Genomic DNA, 16,348 nt, shown 5'->3' on the forward strand with positions numbered 1-16,348 from the left:
TTAGTCAATCTTGACGGATTCGTGCTGTTTGACCTTGGCCCAAGTGTGTGGCTCGTTGACGATCAGGTCAACTTTTTTAGCCATCCATTCTAGGTCTTGGCGAGCCTTCTTGCGATCTTCATCGGTGAAGTCGTCTAGCTGCTGCTTGAGTTCAGCGTAATACGGCGTCTTTTTTGCGACATCCCAGAAATAGTGGCCATATTGCACGTCAGCGAAGTGCCATGGTTTAAAGAATAAATTGTAGTGGACAATTTTAGGATTAGTAAATTCAGGGATGCTTTCGTTTGGCATTGAATCCCATTCTTTAGGCAAGTGATAAATTTTGTCTTCGCAAATCTCGTTCATGTAGGCCTGGTCAGGGTCAACGTTATCGAAGTGGTATTTATCCATCAAGTAGTAGAATTTATCGACGAAATGCTTGTCTCTAAAGGCTTTCATGTTGAAGACGATGACGCCGTTGTTGATGTATTTTTCAGGAGGCAAGATGCCTTGGCATTCCTTGATATATTTTTGTAGTAGTGGCATGTAGCGAATGGATAAATCGGGACAGCTGGCAAACATGTTCTCACCAATCTTGGTATTGTACAAATTGGCAATGTCGTTGCAAATAATTGTATCTGCATCTAAGTAAACGGCTTTGTCATATTGCGGGAATAATTCAGGGATGAATAAACGATAAAAAATCGACATGGTGAAGAATTGAGCTCTTAGGTAATTTTCCTTAGTCTTGTGAATAGGTTTAACCATTTCATCATTAATATGGAAGATCTTCACGTGGACATTGTCGGTTGATAAATCTTCTAGGCTCTGTTTGTGTGCAGCACTAATTTTTTGAACCAACAAGGTGATCGTATAATCTTGGTTAGGATCTGCGTGATCAATCAATGATTGAATGGAGACATAAGCGTAAGTGGTATAGTTGTCACTAATAGTGTAAAAAACAGGAATAGTTTTCATGTTTTCCCTCCAAATAAAATCTATTTCTTTAAATTATCGCGGATTGCGAGGTATTCGTTAAGTAAATCGTCATATTCATGTAAATGCAGTACGCTGTGTACTCGTGCTACGTCCCAAGGCTTGACAGTTTGAGTATGGAAATACGGCCAAAAGCGGAAGCTGGTGGTAAAATGCTGAATTTTAGTGTTCTTGTGCAATTTGTATTGTTCGTTATAACGGCGAGGCACGACACGCTTGGCTACGGCAAGCTTATTGATGGCAGATTGATCAGGCAGGAACATCTTCTTGGTCTGCATCATGTGACGTACTTTAGCGAATAGCCCGGTTTGTTTAATCTTGGGCATATTTAGCAGTAGAACGCCGGAGTTAAGGTAGTCAAAAACGTGCTTGGTTTTAACGTTGTGAAAGAAATATCTGCCCCAATAGTCGAGTACGCCGACCAGTTCGATCCCAGTGATATTTTGTCTATAAAAAGCCGTGATGTCGCCGCGAATTACAATATCATCGTCTAGATAAAGGATGCGGTCAGGAATCTCGGGCAATTGATCCGCAAATAGTCTCAACATAGCATACGGCGTAAAGCGCGTGTTCATGTTGGCGGTCGGAGGCTCTTGAATGAACAAGTCAGTACAGTCGATTAGCTGCAGCGTATTGTTAGGATTGGCCTTGACTAAGAGACTGCGAATGTAATCTGCCGCGTGTTTAGAGAAGGGATGATACTTGCGTTCATCGCTATGAGCTTCCATGGTTAAAATGTAGAGATGCAGTTCTCGGGCGCCAGAGTTTTTTAGTAGAGAAAGCGTCGAGATTAGGACGCCGTCTTCTGCGTTTTCATCTCCGCAAAAAAGTATATTCATAATTACCTCCGTTAGTTTTAGATAATGTTACCTATATAATACCATGTGAAGATAAAACTTTTATAAGCATAAGAAATAAGACCAGTAGCTGGATGCTTGCTGATCTTATTTTTGGATGTATTTGCAATATTCATAATCACTTAACTGTGCTCGCTTCGTCATTGCTTGCCAGATTTCGTCGTGAAGCTTGTTTTGTGTTTCCTTACGGCTTAAATCCTGATCCGGGTAAAATGGTCCATCGATGTAGATAACGGCGCGAGGACGCTTAGATAGCTTCCTTCGATGATAGGTTTTAGTCATAACGAAACTAGGCGCGTTGAGTTTAACAGGGAAGTGCATGCTGGTGGAACCAAAGGGACGGATCTTGGTGTAGTATGGCCAAACGTGTGCTTCGGGGTAAATTAAGACTGCGCCTTTTTTATCTTGGATCACGGTTTTGATGGCTTTGATTAATTTGATCGATTGCTTCATGTCTTTGCCGACGGGTAAGCCGCCGTAGCGGACAAGGTATTTGCCGATGAAGGGGATGCCCCAGTTGGCTTGACCGGCGATGGCGTAGAAGTTTTTAATAGGGAAAATGGTTAACGAAGTAAAAACGTCGCCCATCGGACGGGTGTGGTTGCCATAAATGAAGTAGCCGTCGTCTACCTGTTTTAGCTTCTTTTGGCCGATTACTTTAACGTGATTAAAACCGCGGAAGACTAGCCAACCGAATGCGCGGGCTAGATGACGAACGATGGGAGACCAGATTTTAGCACCGCGTGAATTAGGCAAAATTACATAGTCATCGGGTAGAGTGAAATTTTGATTATGGCTGGCGACGACATCGTCGGTGGTTTTATGGTAGTAATAAACGTGCTTCATTCTTGTTCCTCCGTAGGCTTGTTTTATTAATCATAGCATGAAAAAAGACGGTTAATTGACCGCATTGCTATGTTAAAATTATTTTCAACGACTACTTCCTCCTAAATCCTGAAGGGAGGTGAGACTGTCATGGACTTATTTTCTTCGATTGTTGCGCCCATAATCGTGGGTATAGTGCTTGCACTATTCGAGCACTGGCTAGATCATCGAGACAACAATCATAAGTAGTCGTCGATCTACCCTCACGCTTATTAGTTGCCAATAAGTGTTAAAAAAGGCTCTACCTATTGTTCGACCAGGTAGAGCTTTTTGAGTACTGTCATATAGACATATTTTCTTCGTTGCACTATGCATTATAGCATCTGTGTACTATTTTTAAAACTATTTAGGTTCATTATTGAAAGTGAAATATATTGTTTGATAGTTGCACTATTTTTCTATTTACGGCACAAAAAAAGCACCGCCTTCTTGCAGTGCCATTTCCATATTATGGGTGGCCAGGGGATCGAACCCTGGACCCACGGATTAAGAGTCCGTTGCTCTGCCAGCTGAGCTAGCCACCCATATTTTTTATCAGCTCTCGTGCTGACAGTTAAATATATTACCAGCTATTTTGATGTTTGACAAGTCTTTTTTTGAAAAAAATAAAAAAAGTCAACTAAAATGACTTTTCTTAAATCTTATCTTTGATGTGATGCGCTTCTCCAGCATGATTCTGTTTAGCACTATCAGCATAATAAACGGCATATACACCATTTTTATCATTTTCCGCGATCACAATTTGTCGACCAGTTGGTCTTTCTGCCTTAATGATTTGTGCGCTGCGGCGTGCTTCTTTAAAGTCGTGAGAAGATGCAATGGCATCCCCCGGATTGAAAAATACAGCTTCGTTCATCGTAAAACCTCCTCGTATACTTAGTTACTTATATTTTAGCAACAAAGAGATAGCAAGACGAGTAATAAGCACAAAAAAGAGATAAGACCGAAATCTTATCTCTAACGAATCTATTATGGGTGGCCAGGGGATCGAACCCTGGACCCACGGATTAAGAGTCCGTTGCTCTGCCAGCTGAGCTAGCCACCCATGTGTTAAATCAATCAACAGATACTATCATGCTATTAATTGATTAAAAATGCAAGACTTTTTTGATAAAAAATTAGATTTTTTTGGCTAATATTACAAAATTCAGTATAATAGAAGAACAAAGGAGGCATTCCCGATGCCAAAAAAGATTCTCGTCGTTGACGATGAAAAGCCAATCTCTGATATTATCAAATTTAATTTAACTAAGGAAGGCTTTGACGTCGACACCGCCTATGATGGCGAAGAAGCTGTTAAAAAAGTTGACGAATATGATCCAGACCTAATGATCCTGGACCTAATGTTACCTAAAAAAGACGGACTAGAAGTTGCTCGTGAAGTTCGTCAAACGCACGATATGCCAATTATCATGGTAACTGCTAAAGATACTGAAATTGATAAAGTTTTAGGCCTAGAAATGGGCGCCGATGATTACGTAACTAAGCCATTCTCCAATCGAGAATTGGTAGCCCGCGTGAAGGCTAACTTGCGTCGGCGTGATATTGTGAAGAAGGCAGAAGCCGCTAGCCAAGAAGAGACCGATAAGAATATTAAGATCGGTAACTTGGTCATCATGCCTGATGCCTATATTGTTGAAAAGAGTGGTAAGAAGATTGAACTTACGCACCGTGAGTTTGAATTACTGTACTACTTGGCTCAGCATATGGGACAAGTAATGACCCGTGAACACCTTTTACAAACTGTTTGGGGCTATGACTATTTTGGTGATGTGCGGACTGTTGATGTAACCGTCCACCGCTTAAGAGAGAAGATTGAAGATAATCCAATCCAACCTCAGATTTTAGTTACGCGGCGTGGTGTCGGCTACTATGTCAAACAACCGAGTGAAGGATAATAAAGAAAGCCACACAACTGTATCAACAGGTGGCTTTCTTTTTTGTATTTTTTGTTGAATAAGAATAATGAAAAGAATTCAAAAAAGATTAAACAGCACATTTAATTCGATCAATACCAAGCTAGCGATTGTCTTCATGCTGATGCTGCTAGCTACGATTGAAGTAATTGGTGCTTATTTTACTAGACAATTAGAACAAAATAGTATTGAGAACTTCCAATCATCTATTCAGATTCAAACAATCGTCAGCAACCAACTGGCTAATCAATTAGCTAGTGATAATAAGAGTGCCAATGATCGTCTGAACCAGATTGTTAATGATTATAATAATGACTCAATTAGTGAAATTATCGTCGTCGATAATAAGGATACGATTCGGGCCGTTTCTAACTTGAATGATAAAAGCAAGATAGGACAGCGAATCAACAACACGGACGTTAAGCAGGTAATTTCAACCGGACACCAGATCAACAAAGTAGTTGATGATCACGGCAATTACATGATTCAAATCTCTCCCTTAACTAGTGGCAATGGTTCTAATAATAATGTCGGTGCAATCTATGTTAAGGCCAGCATGCAAGATGTCTTTGACAATCTAAGGCAGATTTCACTAACGTTCTTGATCGCTTCATTAATTGCGGCGCTGCTTGGAGCCTTTTTATCCCTGGTTATTTCCCGGGCAATTACACAGCCGATTGAAGAAATGCAGAAGCAAGCCTTGCATATTGCCGATGGCGATTATTCTAGTCAGGTTAAGATCTACTCTAATGATGAATTGGGTCAATTGGGTAAAGCATTTAATACCTTGTCCGTGCGGATTGAACGTTCGCAAGAAGAATCAGATAGTGAGCGGCGTCGGCTAGACAGCGTATTGTCGCACATGAGCGATGGGTTGCTTGCTACAGACCGTCATGGCAATGTCAGCGTGGTTAACCACATGGCCTTGAGTTACTTAAATGCTAAAGAGAAGGATATTATTAATAAGCCAATTGCGGAAGTATTAGGCTTAGAAGATACTTCTTCCCAAGATTTGATTTCTAGTCAAAAAGAGATCGTCGTTACTACTAATGCAGGTACGCCTGATGAAATGATTCTGCATGCTAGCTTTTCACTAATTAAACGTATAACTGGCTTCGTTTCTGGTAGCGTCTGTGTTTTGCATGATGTAACTGAACAGCAGAAGAATGAAAATTCCCAAAAGCAATTTGTTTCTAATGTTTCACACGAATTGAGGACGCCACTGACTAGCTTGCAGGCTTATATTGAGGCTTTAAATGAAGGTGCTTGGAAAGACCCTAAGATCGCACCAAAGTTTTTGGAAGTGACGCAGCAAGAAACTAGCCGGATGATCAGAATGATTAACGATCTTTTAAGCTTGTCTAGAATGGACCGAGGCGTCTCCAAGATGGATCTTGAATTCGTTAATTTAAATGATTTTGTTAACCATATTCTCAACCGCTTCGATATGATTGTAAAAACCGATAAGAATAAAGATAAAAAGAAGAAATACACGATTAAGCGTGAATTAGGCAATCAGGCTCTATGGGTTGAGATCGATACTGACAAGATGATGCAGGTAATTGACAATATTATGAACAATGCCATTAAGTATTCTCCAGATGGTGGTGTGATTACCGTGCGCTTGGCTCAGAGTCAGAATCACGTTATCTTAAGCATTACTGACCAAGGCTTGGGTATTCCAAGGAAAGATTTAAATAAAATCTTCGATCGGTTCTACCGGGTAGATAAGGCACGTTCACGTGCTCAAGGTGGTACCGGCTTAGGTTTAGCCATTGCTAAAGAAATTGTCGAGGCCCACCATGGTCGCATTTGGGCTGACAGTAGTGAAGGCAAAGGTTCTACTTTCTATATTTCTTTGCCTTATGAACCAATGACAGAGGAGGATGACTGGGATGAAGTTTAAATTTAAATTCGGTGACTTTTTCTTAGGGCTAGGAACCCTGATAGTCATCATTCTGTCGGCAGTTTTATGGATTTTTATCATGACTAGTGACCAACGTTTTAGCAATATTGGACAAAATCAGGATAATGAATCCAAGCAGGTGCGCAGTCATAACACTAAGTCGCTATATGACTTATATATTCCTACCACCTCGTATGGTTTCTCTGATGGCAAATTGTGCCAGTTATATGATTCTAAGAATAATTTGACTCTGGAATTTACTAAAGAGATTAAAAAGGCTAAGGCTGTTAATCGAATTAAAAAAGTCATTAAGTCACAAGATGAATACGAAAAATATCTTAGCAGTCCTAAATATTTGCAATTAGTTTATCCAGATGAGATTACCTTCTCCTTGTTTAACCGTTTGAATAAGTCTACTAAGGATAATCGTGAGTTTAACCGTTTCTTCGTTTCTAATTCTAACCATTGGATTTACCTGGGAAATGATCAAACTAATGAGATTTACCGGGTTAAGATTAAGGGCGCTAATTTCGATAAACTAAGAAAATATGCTAAAACGGCGCGAACTAAGCATGAGATTCGTTTAGTTCGCTTAAAAGAAGGGTATTCAGCGTTTTATGTCAAAAATATCAACGCTAAGGTTTATAGCTATTTAACTAACCATCAATCTTATTCCTACTTTGTTTCTAGGTTGCTTGGCACCTCTGGTGTAACTAGCAAGACCAATAAGACGGGCCAGACGGTGTACTCGCTCAATTACTACACGAGATTAAGGGTGCCGGATCCTAATTCGGGCAAGCATAATTATCTGTACACGCATTTTGAAAAGAATAAGATTCCGAATGCTACTAATCGCTTGTTGGACAGCGTCTATTATGTGCACCAAATCGGCTTAACGGAACAAGATTTGCGTTTCTTCGATGCGGATGGCTCTAACGTTAGCTATTTGAATTACATTGAAGGCATCCCAGTATTTTTAAACAAGCACGATTTGCAAGTAAAAACGACTTTTTCAACGGATGCCATTACTGTAGCCTTTAACAGTATTAACTTTCAGATTCCAATCCCGTTTGACGGGCAGACTAAGGAAATCAAACCAACTGCAGATGTAATTAGTGATCTGACTGCTCATGGTTTAAAGCAAAGCGATATTCAAAGAATCGGTGTTGGCTTTAAGATGGAAGATGATTCTAGCCATCATAGTTTGATCAATCTGATTCCTACCTATTACGTCAAGGCCTATGGCGAATGGAAGAGTATGGATGAATGGAAGAAACAGGATCTGACTACATACCATAAGTTTGATAATCGGGTTAAGAATAATGGGGTGAAATAAAGATGGACCATAAACGAATTGAATGGTTGTTTCTCATTGTTTTCCTATTAATTGATATTTACCTAGGAATTGAAATCTTGCGTTCACCTGTAAACCTGAGCGGTAGCAATACCCCAACACGAAGCGTGGCTAGCATTCGTTCTGAAATGAAGTCAGACAATATTGACTTACCTAACCAGATTTCTAACATGCCAGCTTCCGGTTACTATCTAGCTACGAAAAATCGCGATTTTTTATCAGATAAAACAGATGCGTTAACGAACGTTGAAGCACGCTATTCTAAGAATGACAATACTCTGTATGCAACGCCTAAGATTTCTTTCTTCTTAAGTAAAAATCCAAAAGAAATAGTAGAGCAGCTGAATGACTTCAAAAATAATAGCAAGAATGTGCCTTATGGGAAAAAGTTCAAGTATGAACCTGATATGTCCAGCGATGATAATTACGTCTTTGTACAGAGTTCAGACTATGGCGATATTTACGCTAATTCCGCTCAGTTAACGATTAATGTAAAAAATCATCAGATTATGAATTATACTGAGACCTATATGGGAACAGCTAGTCCAGTTAGAGAATTGCAGTCGACTATTAGTGCTTGGCGTGCGGTTCGGGCAATGTATACTAATCGAGAGTTGACTAATAATTCCCGGTTAATGCGAATAAAGTTAGGCTATTCTAAGTTGACCGAAGTACGTGGCAGCACGATTTTATTGCCTACTTGGCTGGTATGGATTGAAAATAAGACGACTAAAAATATCACCTTGAAGCGGGTCAATGCTTATACAGCGCAGATGTTGCAGTTGAGTGCGTATAATGTTGAAAAATAAATAGAAAGGAAAGATTGTGAAGGTTTCCATTTTAGCAAGCGGCTCAACTGGCAATACCAGTTTAATTATGACGGGCCAGCATAAGATCTTGATGGATGCTGGCTTGTCTGGTAAGAAAACTAAACAGTTGCTGGCTGATGTTGGCGTAGATATTAATGAGATTGATATGGCCTTTTTAAGTCACGATCATACAGATCATAGTGGCGGATTAGGCGTTTTAATGCGGCGCTATTCGCGAATTGATGCGTTCGCTAACGGTGGAACTTGGCAATATCTATTAGATACGCAAAAAATTGGCAAGTTGCCGGCCGAGCAGATGAACACGATTGAACCCGGTCAGACTAAAACCTTTGGCGATGTCGATATTACAGCCTTTGCGACTAGTCATGACGCGGCTGAACCACAATATTACGTCTTCACTAGTGGCGGAAAGCGCATCGCATTTTTAACGGATACAGGATATGTCTCACAAGAAGTTGAAGGTACTATTGAAGATGCCGATGCATATATGATGGAGTTCAATTATGATACGATGATGTTGCGTAATGGACCGTATTCTTGGCCGTTAAAGCAGCGAATTCTGTCAGACGTGGGGCATTTATCAAATGATGAGGCCGCACAAGCATTAACTGACGTGGTAACGCCTAAGACGAAGCACATTTTCCTAGCTCACCGTAGTCAGCACAACAATACCGAATACCTAGCTCATGAAACGGCGAAAGAAATGTTGGTTGAAGGGGATGCTAACTTGAGTGATGATGTGCAGATTATTGATACGGAACCTAATAAGCCAACTAAATTGATAGAAATTTAGTATTTTTAAGATAATTTTTCATACAATGTTCAAATTTGATCGGTATGATGTTACTAATGATGAGGGGAGAACAATTATATGGTAGAAAATCAAACTAATGGCCAAGTGCCAAACAGTCCTAGAAGAAAAAATACTAACGGCAAGATTATTACTACTGCTGCAATCGTCGGTGTAGTTGGTGGGCTTATTGGTGGTGGCGTATCTTATTACGCTGCTGATCAAATGAATAATGCTTCAGTGAATAATAACACCGCTCAAACGAGCGTATCTTCAAATAGCAGCAAGATTTCGGAAAAGAGTGCTAAGACAAGTGGCACTATGACTACTGCTTATAACGATGTTAAGGGTGCTGTAGTATCCGTAATTAACTTGAAGCGACAATCATCAAGTGGTACTAACTCACTCTATAGTAGTTTATTTGGTGACGATAGCGATAGTTCATCAAGTAAAAATGGCAAACTTGAGACCTATAGTGAAGGCTCCGGCGTTGTCTATATGAAGTCGAACGGCAAGGGCTACATTGTAACTAATAATCACGTAATCTCAGGTAGCGATGCCGTCCAAGTACAATTAGCCAATGGCAAAACGGTAAAGGCTAAGGTAGTCGGTAAAGACAGCACGACAGACTTAGCTGTTTTATCCATTGATGCTAAATATGTAACGCAGACAGCTGAATTTGGTGATTCTAAGCACCTGCAAGCTGGTCAAACTGTTATTGCGGTTGGTTCACCATTAGGTAGCGAATATGCTTCTACGGTAACGCAAGGAATTGTCTCAGCTCCAGCTAGAACGATCTCTACTTCATCGGGTAACCAACAGACGGTTATTCAGACTGATGCCGCAATCAATCCAGGCAACTCTGGTGGTGCCTTAGTTAACTCAGCTGGTCAAGTCATTGGGATCAACTCAATGAAGTTGTCGCAATCAAGTGATGGTACTTCTGTAGAAGGGATGGGCTTTGCTATTCCATCTAATGAAGTAGTCACGATTGTTAATGAATTGGTTAAGAAGGGTAAAATTACTCGCCCACAACTTGGCATACGGGTCATTGCCTTGCAAGGTATTCCAGAAGGCTACAGAAGTCGCTTGAAGATCAAGTCTAACTTGAAAGACGGTATTTACATTGCCTCAGTCAACAAGAATGGTTCAGCTGCTAATGCAGGGATGAAGAGCGGCGATGTTATTACTCAAGTTAATGGCAAGAAGGTAGAAGATGTGGCATCGTTACACAGTATCCTTTATAGCCATAAAGTCGGTGATACCGTCAATGTAACCGTGAACAGAAATGGCAGAAATGTCAATTTGAAGGTTAAGCTTGAAGGCAATTAAGCAATAGATTAAAAAAAGTAAATAACATAAAAAGGCTATATCATGCGGATTAAGTTAGATATAGTCTTTTTTATTAACTATTAGAATGTGTAACAAGTAAAAGTTCGGTTTTATAAATTGTCAAGTGGATATCTTTTTACTTATGCTTGTGGATAACTCTGTGGATTGTGCATAACTGCTAAACTATAGGCTTATACACTTGTGGACAAAAAAGGCTATTTTTAGCAAGATTTAGTGAAATAAATATGCGAAAACGAGCGTTCATGTTGATCTAATCATACTTTATAAATAAAGTTTGTGAAAAAGGGCTTTCATAATTTAGCTGTGGGAAAATCTTTTGCAAAAAAATTTACACCACAAGTTATAGAATATAATTAACATCATACCACAAAATGTAGATTTTGATTTTAAGAAAAATGTGGAAAACTCTAAGCGGTTTTTTGTAGTAAACTAGGAATTATGAATATTAAAATTGTTTGTGTTGGAAAATTAAAAGAAAAGTATTTTAAAGATGCGATTGCGGAATATAAAAAGCGTTTGAGCCGCTTCGCTAAAGTGTCGATTGTCCAGGTACCGGATGAAAAAGCACCTGAGAAATTTAGTGCTGCCGAGGACGAAAAGGTTAAGGAAATCGAAGGCCAGCGAATCCTGAACAAAATTAAGGACAAGGAGTACGTTTATGTCACTGCGATTAAGGGAAAGCAGAGAAGCAGTGAGGAATTTGCTAAAGAGATTCAAGATCTAGCGACCTATGGTCATTCGGATATTACTTTTGTGATTGGCGGTAGCTTGGGTACCAGTGATGCGGTCAACAAGCGTGGGGATGATTTGATCAGTTTCGGCAAGTTGACGATGCCACACCAGTTGATGCGGGTGGTGCTGATTGAGCAGATCTATCGTGCGTTCATGATTAATTCAGGTAGTCCGTATCATAAGTAGAAAAAGACCTCTATTTTTCGATTGAGAAGAATAGAGGTTGTTTTTGTGCAATCTAGATTGCTTTTTGCTTAATAAAGAGTACTATATTAGATTATTAGTTGAAGGTAAGGAAGGCAGCTTATACTACTAGCTGTAATTATTCCTCCACCAATTATGATAGATATTAAAAGTTTTGATAATTTGTTACTTAACATTACGGAGTCCTTTCGTTGAAAAGAAGAAATAGCAAAATAGATAAAATCGTTGGTCCAAAATTTAAAGAAATTAGAAAAGAAGCACAGGTTTCTCTTAATGAATTGGCTCAAAAGGTTGGGGTTGTTTCACCATCTACGTTATCTCGCTGGGAACGTGGCGAGGAAGGATTACCCGTAGAGATTTTTGAAAAGCTGCTTACTAGCATGAATATTTCATATGATGAAATTGTTGCTAGCGAAGTAGATATAAAAGAAATAATTGCTCAAGTTGAGCTTGCTTATCAAACAAATGATATTAAAGAATTAAAGAGAATATCATTAGATTTGCTTGCCAAATATGATCAGACAGGCGATGGATTGCTAAAAACAGAGTATTTACTTAAATCTGCTATAGCAGCAAATTATTATCTAGATCTGTCAGGAGATGATTTAACTAATACTGAATATAAGACAAAATTGTCTGAGCAATTTATGCAATAAGAACAAACAGTGAGGAGAAAGAACAAAGAATACCTCCCCATCTATTGATGAGGGGATGAATTTGGTCTTTCTCCTGCTTTCTTGCCTAAATTTATTCTTTCAATGGTAAAATTAAATATGCAAATAATGTCGTTATTTTCAAAAAAAGGAGATGAAATTTATGGCTTTTAAAACCAAGCTGGCCGAACAAGAAATTCAGCTTGGCACTAGACAATATCGGATTTATCCAGAGGGCGAAGAAATCGCCTGGATTTGGCAGCTGTTTGGGGCTAATCGTTTTGTCTGGAATCAGTTTGTGGCCACCTTTGAAGCACGCTATGAGGCCAATCCTCAGCTTAAGTTTCCCAAGATTGGAATCTTGAAGAGTTGGCAGCCTTTAATGCGCAAAGAGCATGCCTGGCTTAAGAAAATCAACAGCACTTCTTTGCAGTTCACAGTCGAGCGCTTTAGCGATGCGATGTGGGCCTTTTTAACTAAAAAGCAGGTCAAGCAAGGCAAGCCTAGGTTTAAAAGCCGTAAATATTATTTACAGACAGCAACGATTAAAAACGTTAAATATCAAACCAAAGCTGGCGCTCAAGCGCAGATTAAAGTGCTTAGCCCTCATCATTTAAGAATCGGCAAGCATAACGGTATTACGCTGAGAACTAGTTCTTTGAATACTTTGAAAAACGTTAGAATCCAAAAAGCCGTCATTTCCTACCGGCAGGACTTAAACTGCTACTATATCAGCTTTTCTGTGGTGAAAAACAAGCGACAGTTGGCTCAATACAGCGCTAAGTCTAATAAGACAGGCAAAAAGGTCGGTATTGACGTTGGGCTAGGCAAAGAATGGCTGGTTACCAGTGATGGCCGCCGCTTTAACGTGCCTGACACCTTTGAGCTGGAAAAAGAAATGATCAGGCGTCAAAGTCATTGCGACCGTAACCGCACAGCGATTGAGAAGCGAGTGGCTAGATTTAATCATGAGCATGAAACTAAGATTGATAAGTATGATTATTCTAATTGGCAGAAGCTGAGAAAGACCAAAAGCAAGTACCAGCTGAAGATCAGAAACATCAGATATGATTACTTGCAGAAAGTGACCACTGAACTGGTTAAAAGCTACGATGTGATTGCCATTGAGGATTTGAAAGTCAAGAATCTCATGGGCAATCACAAATTGGCGCACAATATCGCCAATGCTTCTTGGGCAATGTTCAGAAGATTGCTAGCGTATAAATGCAAGTGGTATGGCAAGAAATTAATTGTAGTGGCGCCGCAGTACACTAGCCGCATCTGTTCGGCATGCGGCAGAAAGAATCCGCAGTTTGCGCACATGAAAACTAGAGACTGGCTAGCAGTCAGAAACTGGACTTGTCCCTACTGTCAAACAGATCATGATCGAGACGAAAATGCCGCCAAGAATATCTTGGCTAGGGCAATAAATTAAGAAAATAACAGATAAGGCTTGGGCCAAGCCTTGCTAAGATAGGCCGACCGCTATGCTCTGGTGGGAATTAAAAAGCCACAAAGCTTAAGCATATTTGAGCAGACATTTTTGAATGAAGAGCAAAAGTCAGGCTGTTCGCAGAAAAGCTCTAATAAAGAGACCACCCATCTATTTGATGGGTGGTAAGTCATCAAGGTGATCAATACTACATCGGTAATTTGACTAAGTATACTGATGGTGAATTCTTTACCAGTGTTTCAAAGATTTCTGAGAATGAAGCTAATACCAAGAACCATGGATTATGGATTCAGACTAGATATCTGGCCAACAGCAAGACCACGGTCTCAGATGCTCAAACTAAGACAGCTCTATGAAGATCATGCATGCTGCACTTTTATACGACGAAAACGGCAAATCACTCGGTGAAAAGTATGGCTCATACCGTGAAGTTACAGTGAACTCATCATTGGTAACGATTAACGGCACGCAATACTACAAGTTGTCTGACAGGGATGCCTACATCAAGGCTACCAACATCAGTGGCCGCGGCCGCGTGTTAAAGCGTAACGCTTACGTCTACGCTACCAGCAAGCGCCGTGCAGACTACACAGTCTTGAGAAAGGGCACTACCATTACCACATACGGTGGCTCATACAAGTTCAAGAACGGCAAGCGCTACTACCGGGTAGCCGGTGCAACCGCAACAAATAAGCGCTACGTGAAAGTAGTGAACTTCAAATAGGCTCATCAACGCAGTGAAAGAATAAGGGAAGACGAAGAAGCGAGATTTGCTCCTTCGTTTTTTGATAGAAAAAATATCCATTTTATACCCCACGTTGTGCAATGATGGGGTATGAAATGGATAAATTTAAAAATCTAATTCTTTTGATGTAAACAGTGCCAAAAAAGTTAATTTAGAAGAAAATTGTTCAACCATGCTATAATCTATAGTAAAATATAGCATGATTGAACAGCTGAAAAGAGTGATAAAAATGCTAGATAATTTATCAAAACTTTCCTCTGATAATCACAGTACATTTACTAGAAAAGAGTTAAAGACTCAATTTTCTAATTATGATTTGAGTAAAATGGAAAAAAATAATGACATTGAGCGTTCTGAACGAGGAATTTATACTCTCAATGATTATTTACCAGATATGTTTTCAATTTATCAATTAAAGTATCAACGAGGAATTTATTGTTTAAATACTGCTTTGTACTTATTAGATTTTTCGGATCGTTACCCTGATAAATTAGATATGATGTTTCCGCAAGGATATAACACTTCGAAAATATCAACACAAATTAGTGCACATACACAATTGAGTAAGTATTTTGACTTAGGAATTATTAAAGTTAAAACGATGAATGGCAATGAAGTTAAAACGTATAGTTTAGAAAGAACGTTAGCTGAAATATTGCGTCCACAGAATCATGTTGATCCTGATATAGTGACTAATGCATATAAGAAATGGGCTAATAGGAAAAACAAAGATATTGGAGAATTATTTTTGTTTGCGCAAAAATTTAAAACAATTAATCAAGTTCAAAGTTATTTAGAGGTGTTGTTGTGAGAGAATTTAGAGATGCTAGACAGTTCAAAGCAGTAGTTCAAAATTATGCTAAAGCTCATAATATACAAAATAACCAAATAGGAGTTTTATGGAAAGAAATAGTTTTAGATGATTTACTAGAACGTATTTCTTTATCAAAATATAGGAATAATTTTATTTTAAAAGGTGGCTTTTTACTTTCTTCAATTGTAGGAATTAGTAATCGCTCCACTGAAGATATAGATACAGAAATTAAAGGTTTTGATTTAACTAAAGAACAAATTATAGAAATCTTTAAAGAAATCTGTACTATAATGCCCAATCCTCAAGATCCATTAATGATTCAATTAACTGATTGCCATAAAATTCATGAAAATGGTACTTATATTGGTTATAGGCTTTATTTTGATGCAATTGCTTTTCAAAAACTAAGATTCAATATAAAAGTTGATGTCTCAACAGGAGATAAAATTACGCCTAGAGAGATCAAATTTAAACATCACTTAATTTTAGAAGATAGAGATATTAATATTTTAGCGTACAATGTTGAAACCATAGTTCCAGAAAAATTAGAAACGGTATTAACCAGAAGTATTGCTAATACTAGATTAAAAGACTTTTTTGATTTATATATATTGCTTAAACAAAATGAAACTGTAGATTTTTCTATTTTAGCACGGGCATTTAATAATACTTGTAAGTACCGTAAAGTGCAATATTATCGTAATGGAAAAATTGATTTCGATTATTGCAATAGCACTATAAAATTAATTGAAAATAACCCTAAAATGAACATGTTATGGGATAGTTATACTAAATCTTATAGTTTTGCTAAAGGTATAAGATTTAATGATACAATAGTTGCTACACAATATTGGTTAAATCAAATTCTAAAAAATGAATAA

At 38.7% G+C, this 16,348-nt stretch carries 18 protein-coding genes and 2 tRNA genes; 14 read left to right on the forward strand and 6 right to left on the reverse strand.

Features of this window, described 5'->3' with window-relative positions; translation table 11 throughout:
• From ICI50_RS00445 to ICI50_RS00455, 3 genes are all read right to left on the reverse strand, one after another.
• Positions 1–957 (reverse strand): glycosyltransferase family 8 protein, encoded by a 957-nt coding sequence (locus tag ICI50_RS00445; RefSeq protein WP_188891742.1) that lies wholly within the window; start codon positions 955–957, stop codon positions 1–3.
• Positions 958–977: 20 nt separating this feature from the next.
• Positions 978–1,814: a glycosyltransferase gene (locus tag ICI50_RS00450; protein WP_056940809.1), complete on the reverse strand. Its 837-nt coding sequence runs from the start codon at positions 1,812–1,814 to the stop codon at positions 978–980.
• 105 nt (positions 1,815–1,919) lie between these two features.
• Positions 1,920–2,678 (reverse strand): lysophospholipid acyltransferase family protein, encoded by a 759-nt coding sequence (locus ICI50_RS00455; protein ID WP_188891744.1) that lies wholly within the window; start codon positions 2,676–2,678, stop codon positions 1,920–1,922.
• A gap of 129 nt (positions 2,679–2,807) precedes the next feature.
• Here ICI50_RS00455 and ICI50_RS00460 point away from each other — a divergent pair, with 129 nt between their 5' ends.
• A complete protein-coding gene (locus ICI50_RS00460) occupies positions 2,808–2,906 on the forward strand; it encodes a type I toxin-antitoxin system Fst family toxin (RefSeq protein ID WP_143000325.1) in 99 nt (32 codons plus the stop codon).
• Between the two features lie 262 nt (positions 2,907–3,168).
• Here ICI50_RS00460 and ICI50_RS00465 read toward each other — a convergent pair.
• The 3 genes from ICI50_RS00465 to ICI50_RS00475 all read right to left on the reverse strand — a co-directional run bounded on the left by ICI50_RS00465 (position 3,169) and on the right by ICI50_RS00475 (position 3,762).
• Positions 3,169–3,241 (reverse strand) — tRNA-Lys (locus ICI50_RS00465).
• Positions 3,242–3,351: 110 nt separating this feature from the next.
• On the reverse strand, positions 3,352–3,573 hold the full coding sequence (locus tag ICI50_RS00470; RefSeq protein ID WP_013855092.1) for a hypothetical protein: 222 nt from the start codon (positions 3,571–3,573) through the stop codon (positions 3,352–3,354).
• A 116-nt stretch (positions 3,574–3,689) separates the two neighbouring features.
• Positions 3,690–3,762, reverse strand: a tRNA-Lys gene (locus ICI50_RS00475).
• A gap of 136 nt (positions 3,763–3,898) precedes the next feature.
• On the opposite strand from ICI50_RS00475, the gene yycF reads away from it, so the two are divergent.
• From yycF to ICI50_RS00540, 13 genes are all read left to right on the forward strand, one after another.
• Positions 3,899–4,615, forward strand: a complete 717-nt coding sequence (gene yycF, locus ICI50_RS00480) for a response regulator YycF (RefSeq protein ID WP_056940999.1) — start codon at positions 3,899–3,901, stop codon at positions 4,613–4,615.
• Between the two features lie 67 nt (positions 4,616–4,682).
• The gene (gene walK, locus ICI50_RS00485) at positions 4,683–6,539 is read left to right on the forward strand and encodes a cell wall metabolism sensor histidine kinase WalK (protein ID WP_095342246.1); all 1,857 of its coding nucleotides are present in this window, start codon (positions 4,683–4,685) and stop codon (positions 6,537–6,539) included.
• Positions 6,529–7,875, forward strand: coding sequence for a YycH family regulatory protein (locus tag ICI50_RS00490; protein WP_056940997.1), 1,347 nt, complete (start codon positions 6,529–6,531; stop codon positions 7,873–7,875). The genes walK and ICI50_RS00490 overlap by 11 nt, the downstream gene beginning before the upstream one ends.
• 2 nt (positions 7,876–7,877) lie before the next feature.
• Positions 7,878–8,702, forward strand: coding sequence for a two-component system regulatory protein YycI (locus tag ICI50_RS00495; protein ID WP_095342244.1), 825 nt, complete (start codon positions 7,878–7,880; stop codon positions 8,700–8,702).
• A gap of 16 nt (positions 8,703–8,718) precedes the next feature.
• Positions 8,719–9,516, forward strand: coding sequence for an MBL fold metallo-hydrolase (locus tag ICI50_RS00500; RefSeq protein ID WP_013855097.1), 798 nt, complete (start codon positions 8,719–8,721; stop codon positions 9,514–9,516).
• Positions 9,517–9,594: 78 nt separating this feature from the next.
• Positions 9,595–10,845, forward strand: a complete 1,251-nt coding sequence (locus ICI50_RS00505) for a S1C family serine protease (protein WP_013855098.1) — start codon at positions 9,595–9,597, stop codon at positions 10,843–10,845.
• Between the two features lie 459 nt (positions 10,846–11,304).
• The gene (gene rlmH, locus ICI50_RS00510; RefSeq protein WP_013855099.1) at positions 11,305–11,784 is read left to right on the forward strand and encodes a 23S rRNA (pseudouridine(1915)-N(3))-methyltransferase RlmH; all 480 of its coding nucleotides are present in this window, start codon (positions 11,305–11,307) and stop codon (positions 11,782–11,784) included.
• 209 nt (positions 11,785–11,993) lie between these two features.
• Entirely contained in the window at positions 11,994–12,458 is a 465-nt protein-coding gene (locus ICI50_RS00515) for a helix-turn-helix domain-containing protein (RefSeq protein WP_013855100.1), read from the forward strand.
• A gap of 160 nt (positions 12,459–12,618) precedes the next feature.
• Positions 12,619–13,890 (forward strand): RNA-guided endonuclease InsQ/TnpB family protein, encoded by a 1,272-nt coding sequence (locus tag ICI50_RS00520; protein ID WP_188891578.1) that lies wholly within the window; start codon positions 12,619–12,621, stop codon positions 13,888–13,890.
• 179 nt (positions 13,891–14,069) lie between these two features.
• A complete protein-coding gene (locus ICI50_RS00525) occupies positions 14,070–14,264 on the forward strand; it encodes a hypothetical protein (RefSeq protein ID WP_013855102.1) in 195 nt (64 codons plus the stop codon).
• A complete protein-coding gene (locus ICI50_RS00530; RefSeq protein ID WP_188891746.1) occupies positions 14,261–14,632 on the forward strand; it encodes an SLAP domain-containing protein in 372 nt (123 codons plus the stop codon). The genes ICI50_RS00525 and ICI50_RS00530 overlap by 4 nt, the downstream gene beginning before the upstream one ends.
• Before the next feature lie 250 nt (positions 14,633–14,882).
• Positions 14,883–15,464 carry a type IV toxin-antitoxin system AbiEi family antitoxin domain-containing protein gene (locus tag ICI50_RS00535; protein WP_188891748.1) on the forward strand — a complete coding sequence of 194 codons (582 nt, stop codon included), beginning with the start codon at positions 14,883–14,885 and terminating at the stop codon, positions 15,462–15,464.
• A complete protein-coding gene (locus ICI50_RS00540; protein WP_013855105.1) occupies positions 15,461–16,348 on the forward strand; it encodes a nucleotidyl transferase AbiEii/AbiGii toxin family protein in 888 nt (295 codons plus the stop codon). Before ICI50_RS00535 ends, ICI50_RS00540 begins: the two co-directional genes overlap by 4 nt.

Origin of the sequence: Lactobacillus kefiranofaciens (assembly GCF_014656585.1) — a bacterium.
GTDB classification, from domain to species: domain Bacteria; phylum Bacillota; class Bacilli; order Lactobacillales; family Lactobacillaceae; genus Lactobacillus; species Lactobacillus kefiranofaciens.

Bases quoted from the DNA above. Each gene is read 5' to 3' on its own strand.
- ICI50_RS00445 (WP_188891742.1), bottom strand. From the start codon at position 957: ATGAAAACTATTCCTGTTTTTTACACTATTAGTGACAACTATACCACT.
- ICI50_RS00450 (WP_056940809.1), bottom strand. From the start codon at position 1,814: ATGAATATACTTTTTTGCGGAGATGAAAACGCAGAAGACGGCGTCCTA.
- ICI50_RS00455 (WP_188891744.1), bottom strand. From the start codon at position 2,678: ATGAAGCACGTTTATTACTACCATAAAACCACCGACGATGTCGTCGCC.
- ICI50_RS00460 (WP_143000325.1), top strand. From the start codon at position 2,808: ATGGACTTATTTTCTTCGATTGTTGCGCCCATAATCGTGGGTATAGTG.
- ICI50_RS00470 (WP_013855092.1), bottom strand. From the start codon at position 3,573: ATGAACGAAGCTGTATTTTTCAATCCGGGGGATGCCATTGCATCTTCT.
- yycF (WP_056940999.1), top strand. From the start codon at position 3,899: ATGCCAAAAAAGATTCTCGTCGTTGACGATGAAAAGCCAATCTCTGAT.
- walK (WP_095342246.1), top strand. From the start codon at position 4,683: ATGAAAAGAATTCAAAAAAGATTAAACAGCACATTTAATTCGATCAAT.
- ICI50_RS00490 (WP_056940997.1), top strand. From the start codon at position 6,529: ATGAAGTTTAAATTTAAATTCGGTGACTTTTTCTTAGGGCTAGGAACC.
- ICI50_RS00495 (WP_095342244.1), top strand. From the start codon at position 7,878: ATGGACCATAAACGAATTGAATGGTTGTTTCTCATTGTTTTCCTATTA.
- ICI50_RS00505 (WP_013855098.1), top strand. From the start codon at position 9,595: ATGGTAGAAAATCAAACTAATGGCCAAGTGCCAAACAGTCCTAGAAGA.
- rlmH (WP_013855099.1), top strand. From the start codon at position 11,305: ATGAATATTAAAATTGTTTGTGTTGGAAAATTAAAAGAAAAGTATTTT.
- ICI50_RS00520 (WP_188891578.1), top strand. From the start codon at position 12,619: ATGGCTTTTAAAACCAAGCTGGCCGAACAAGAAATTCAGCTTGGCACT.
- ICI50_RS00530 (WP_188891746.1), top strand. From the start codon at position 14,261: ATGAAGATCATGCATGCTGCACTTTTATACGACGAAAACGGCAAATCA.
- ICI50_RS00535 (WP_188891748.1), top strand. From the start codon at position 14,883: ATGCTAGATAATTTATCAAAACTTTCCTCTGATAATCACAGTACATTT.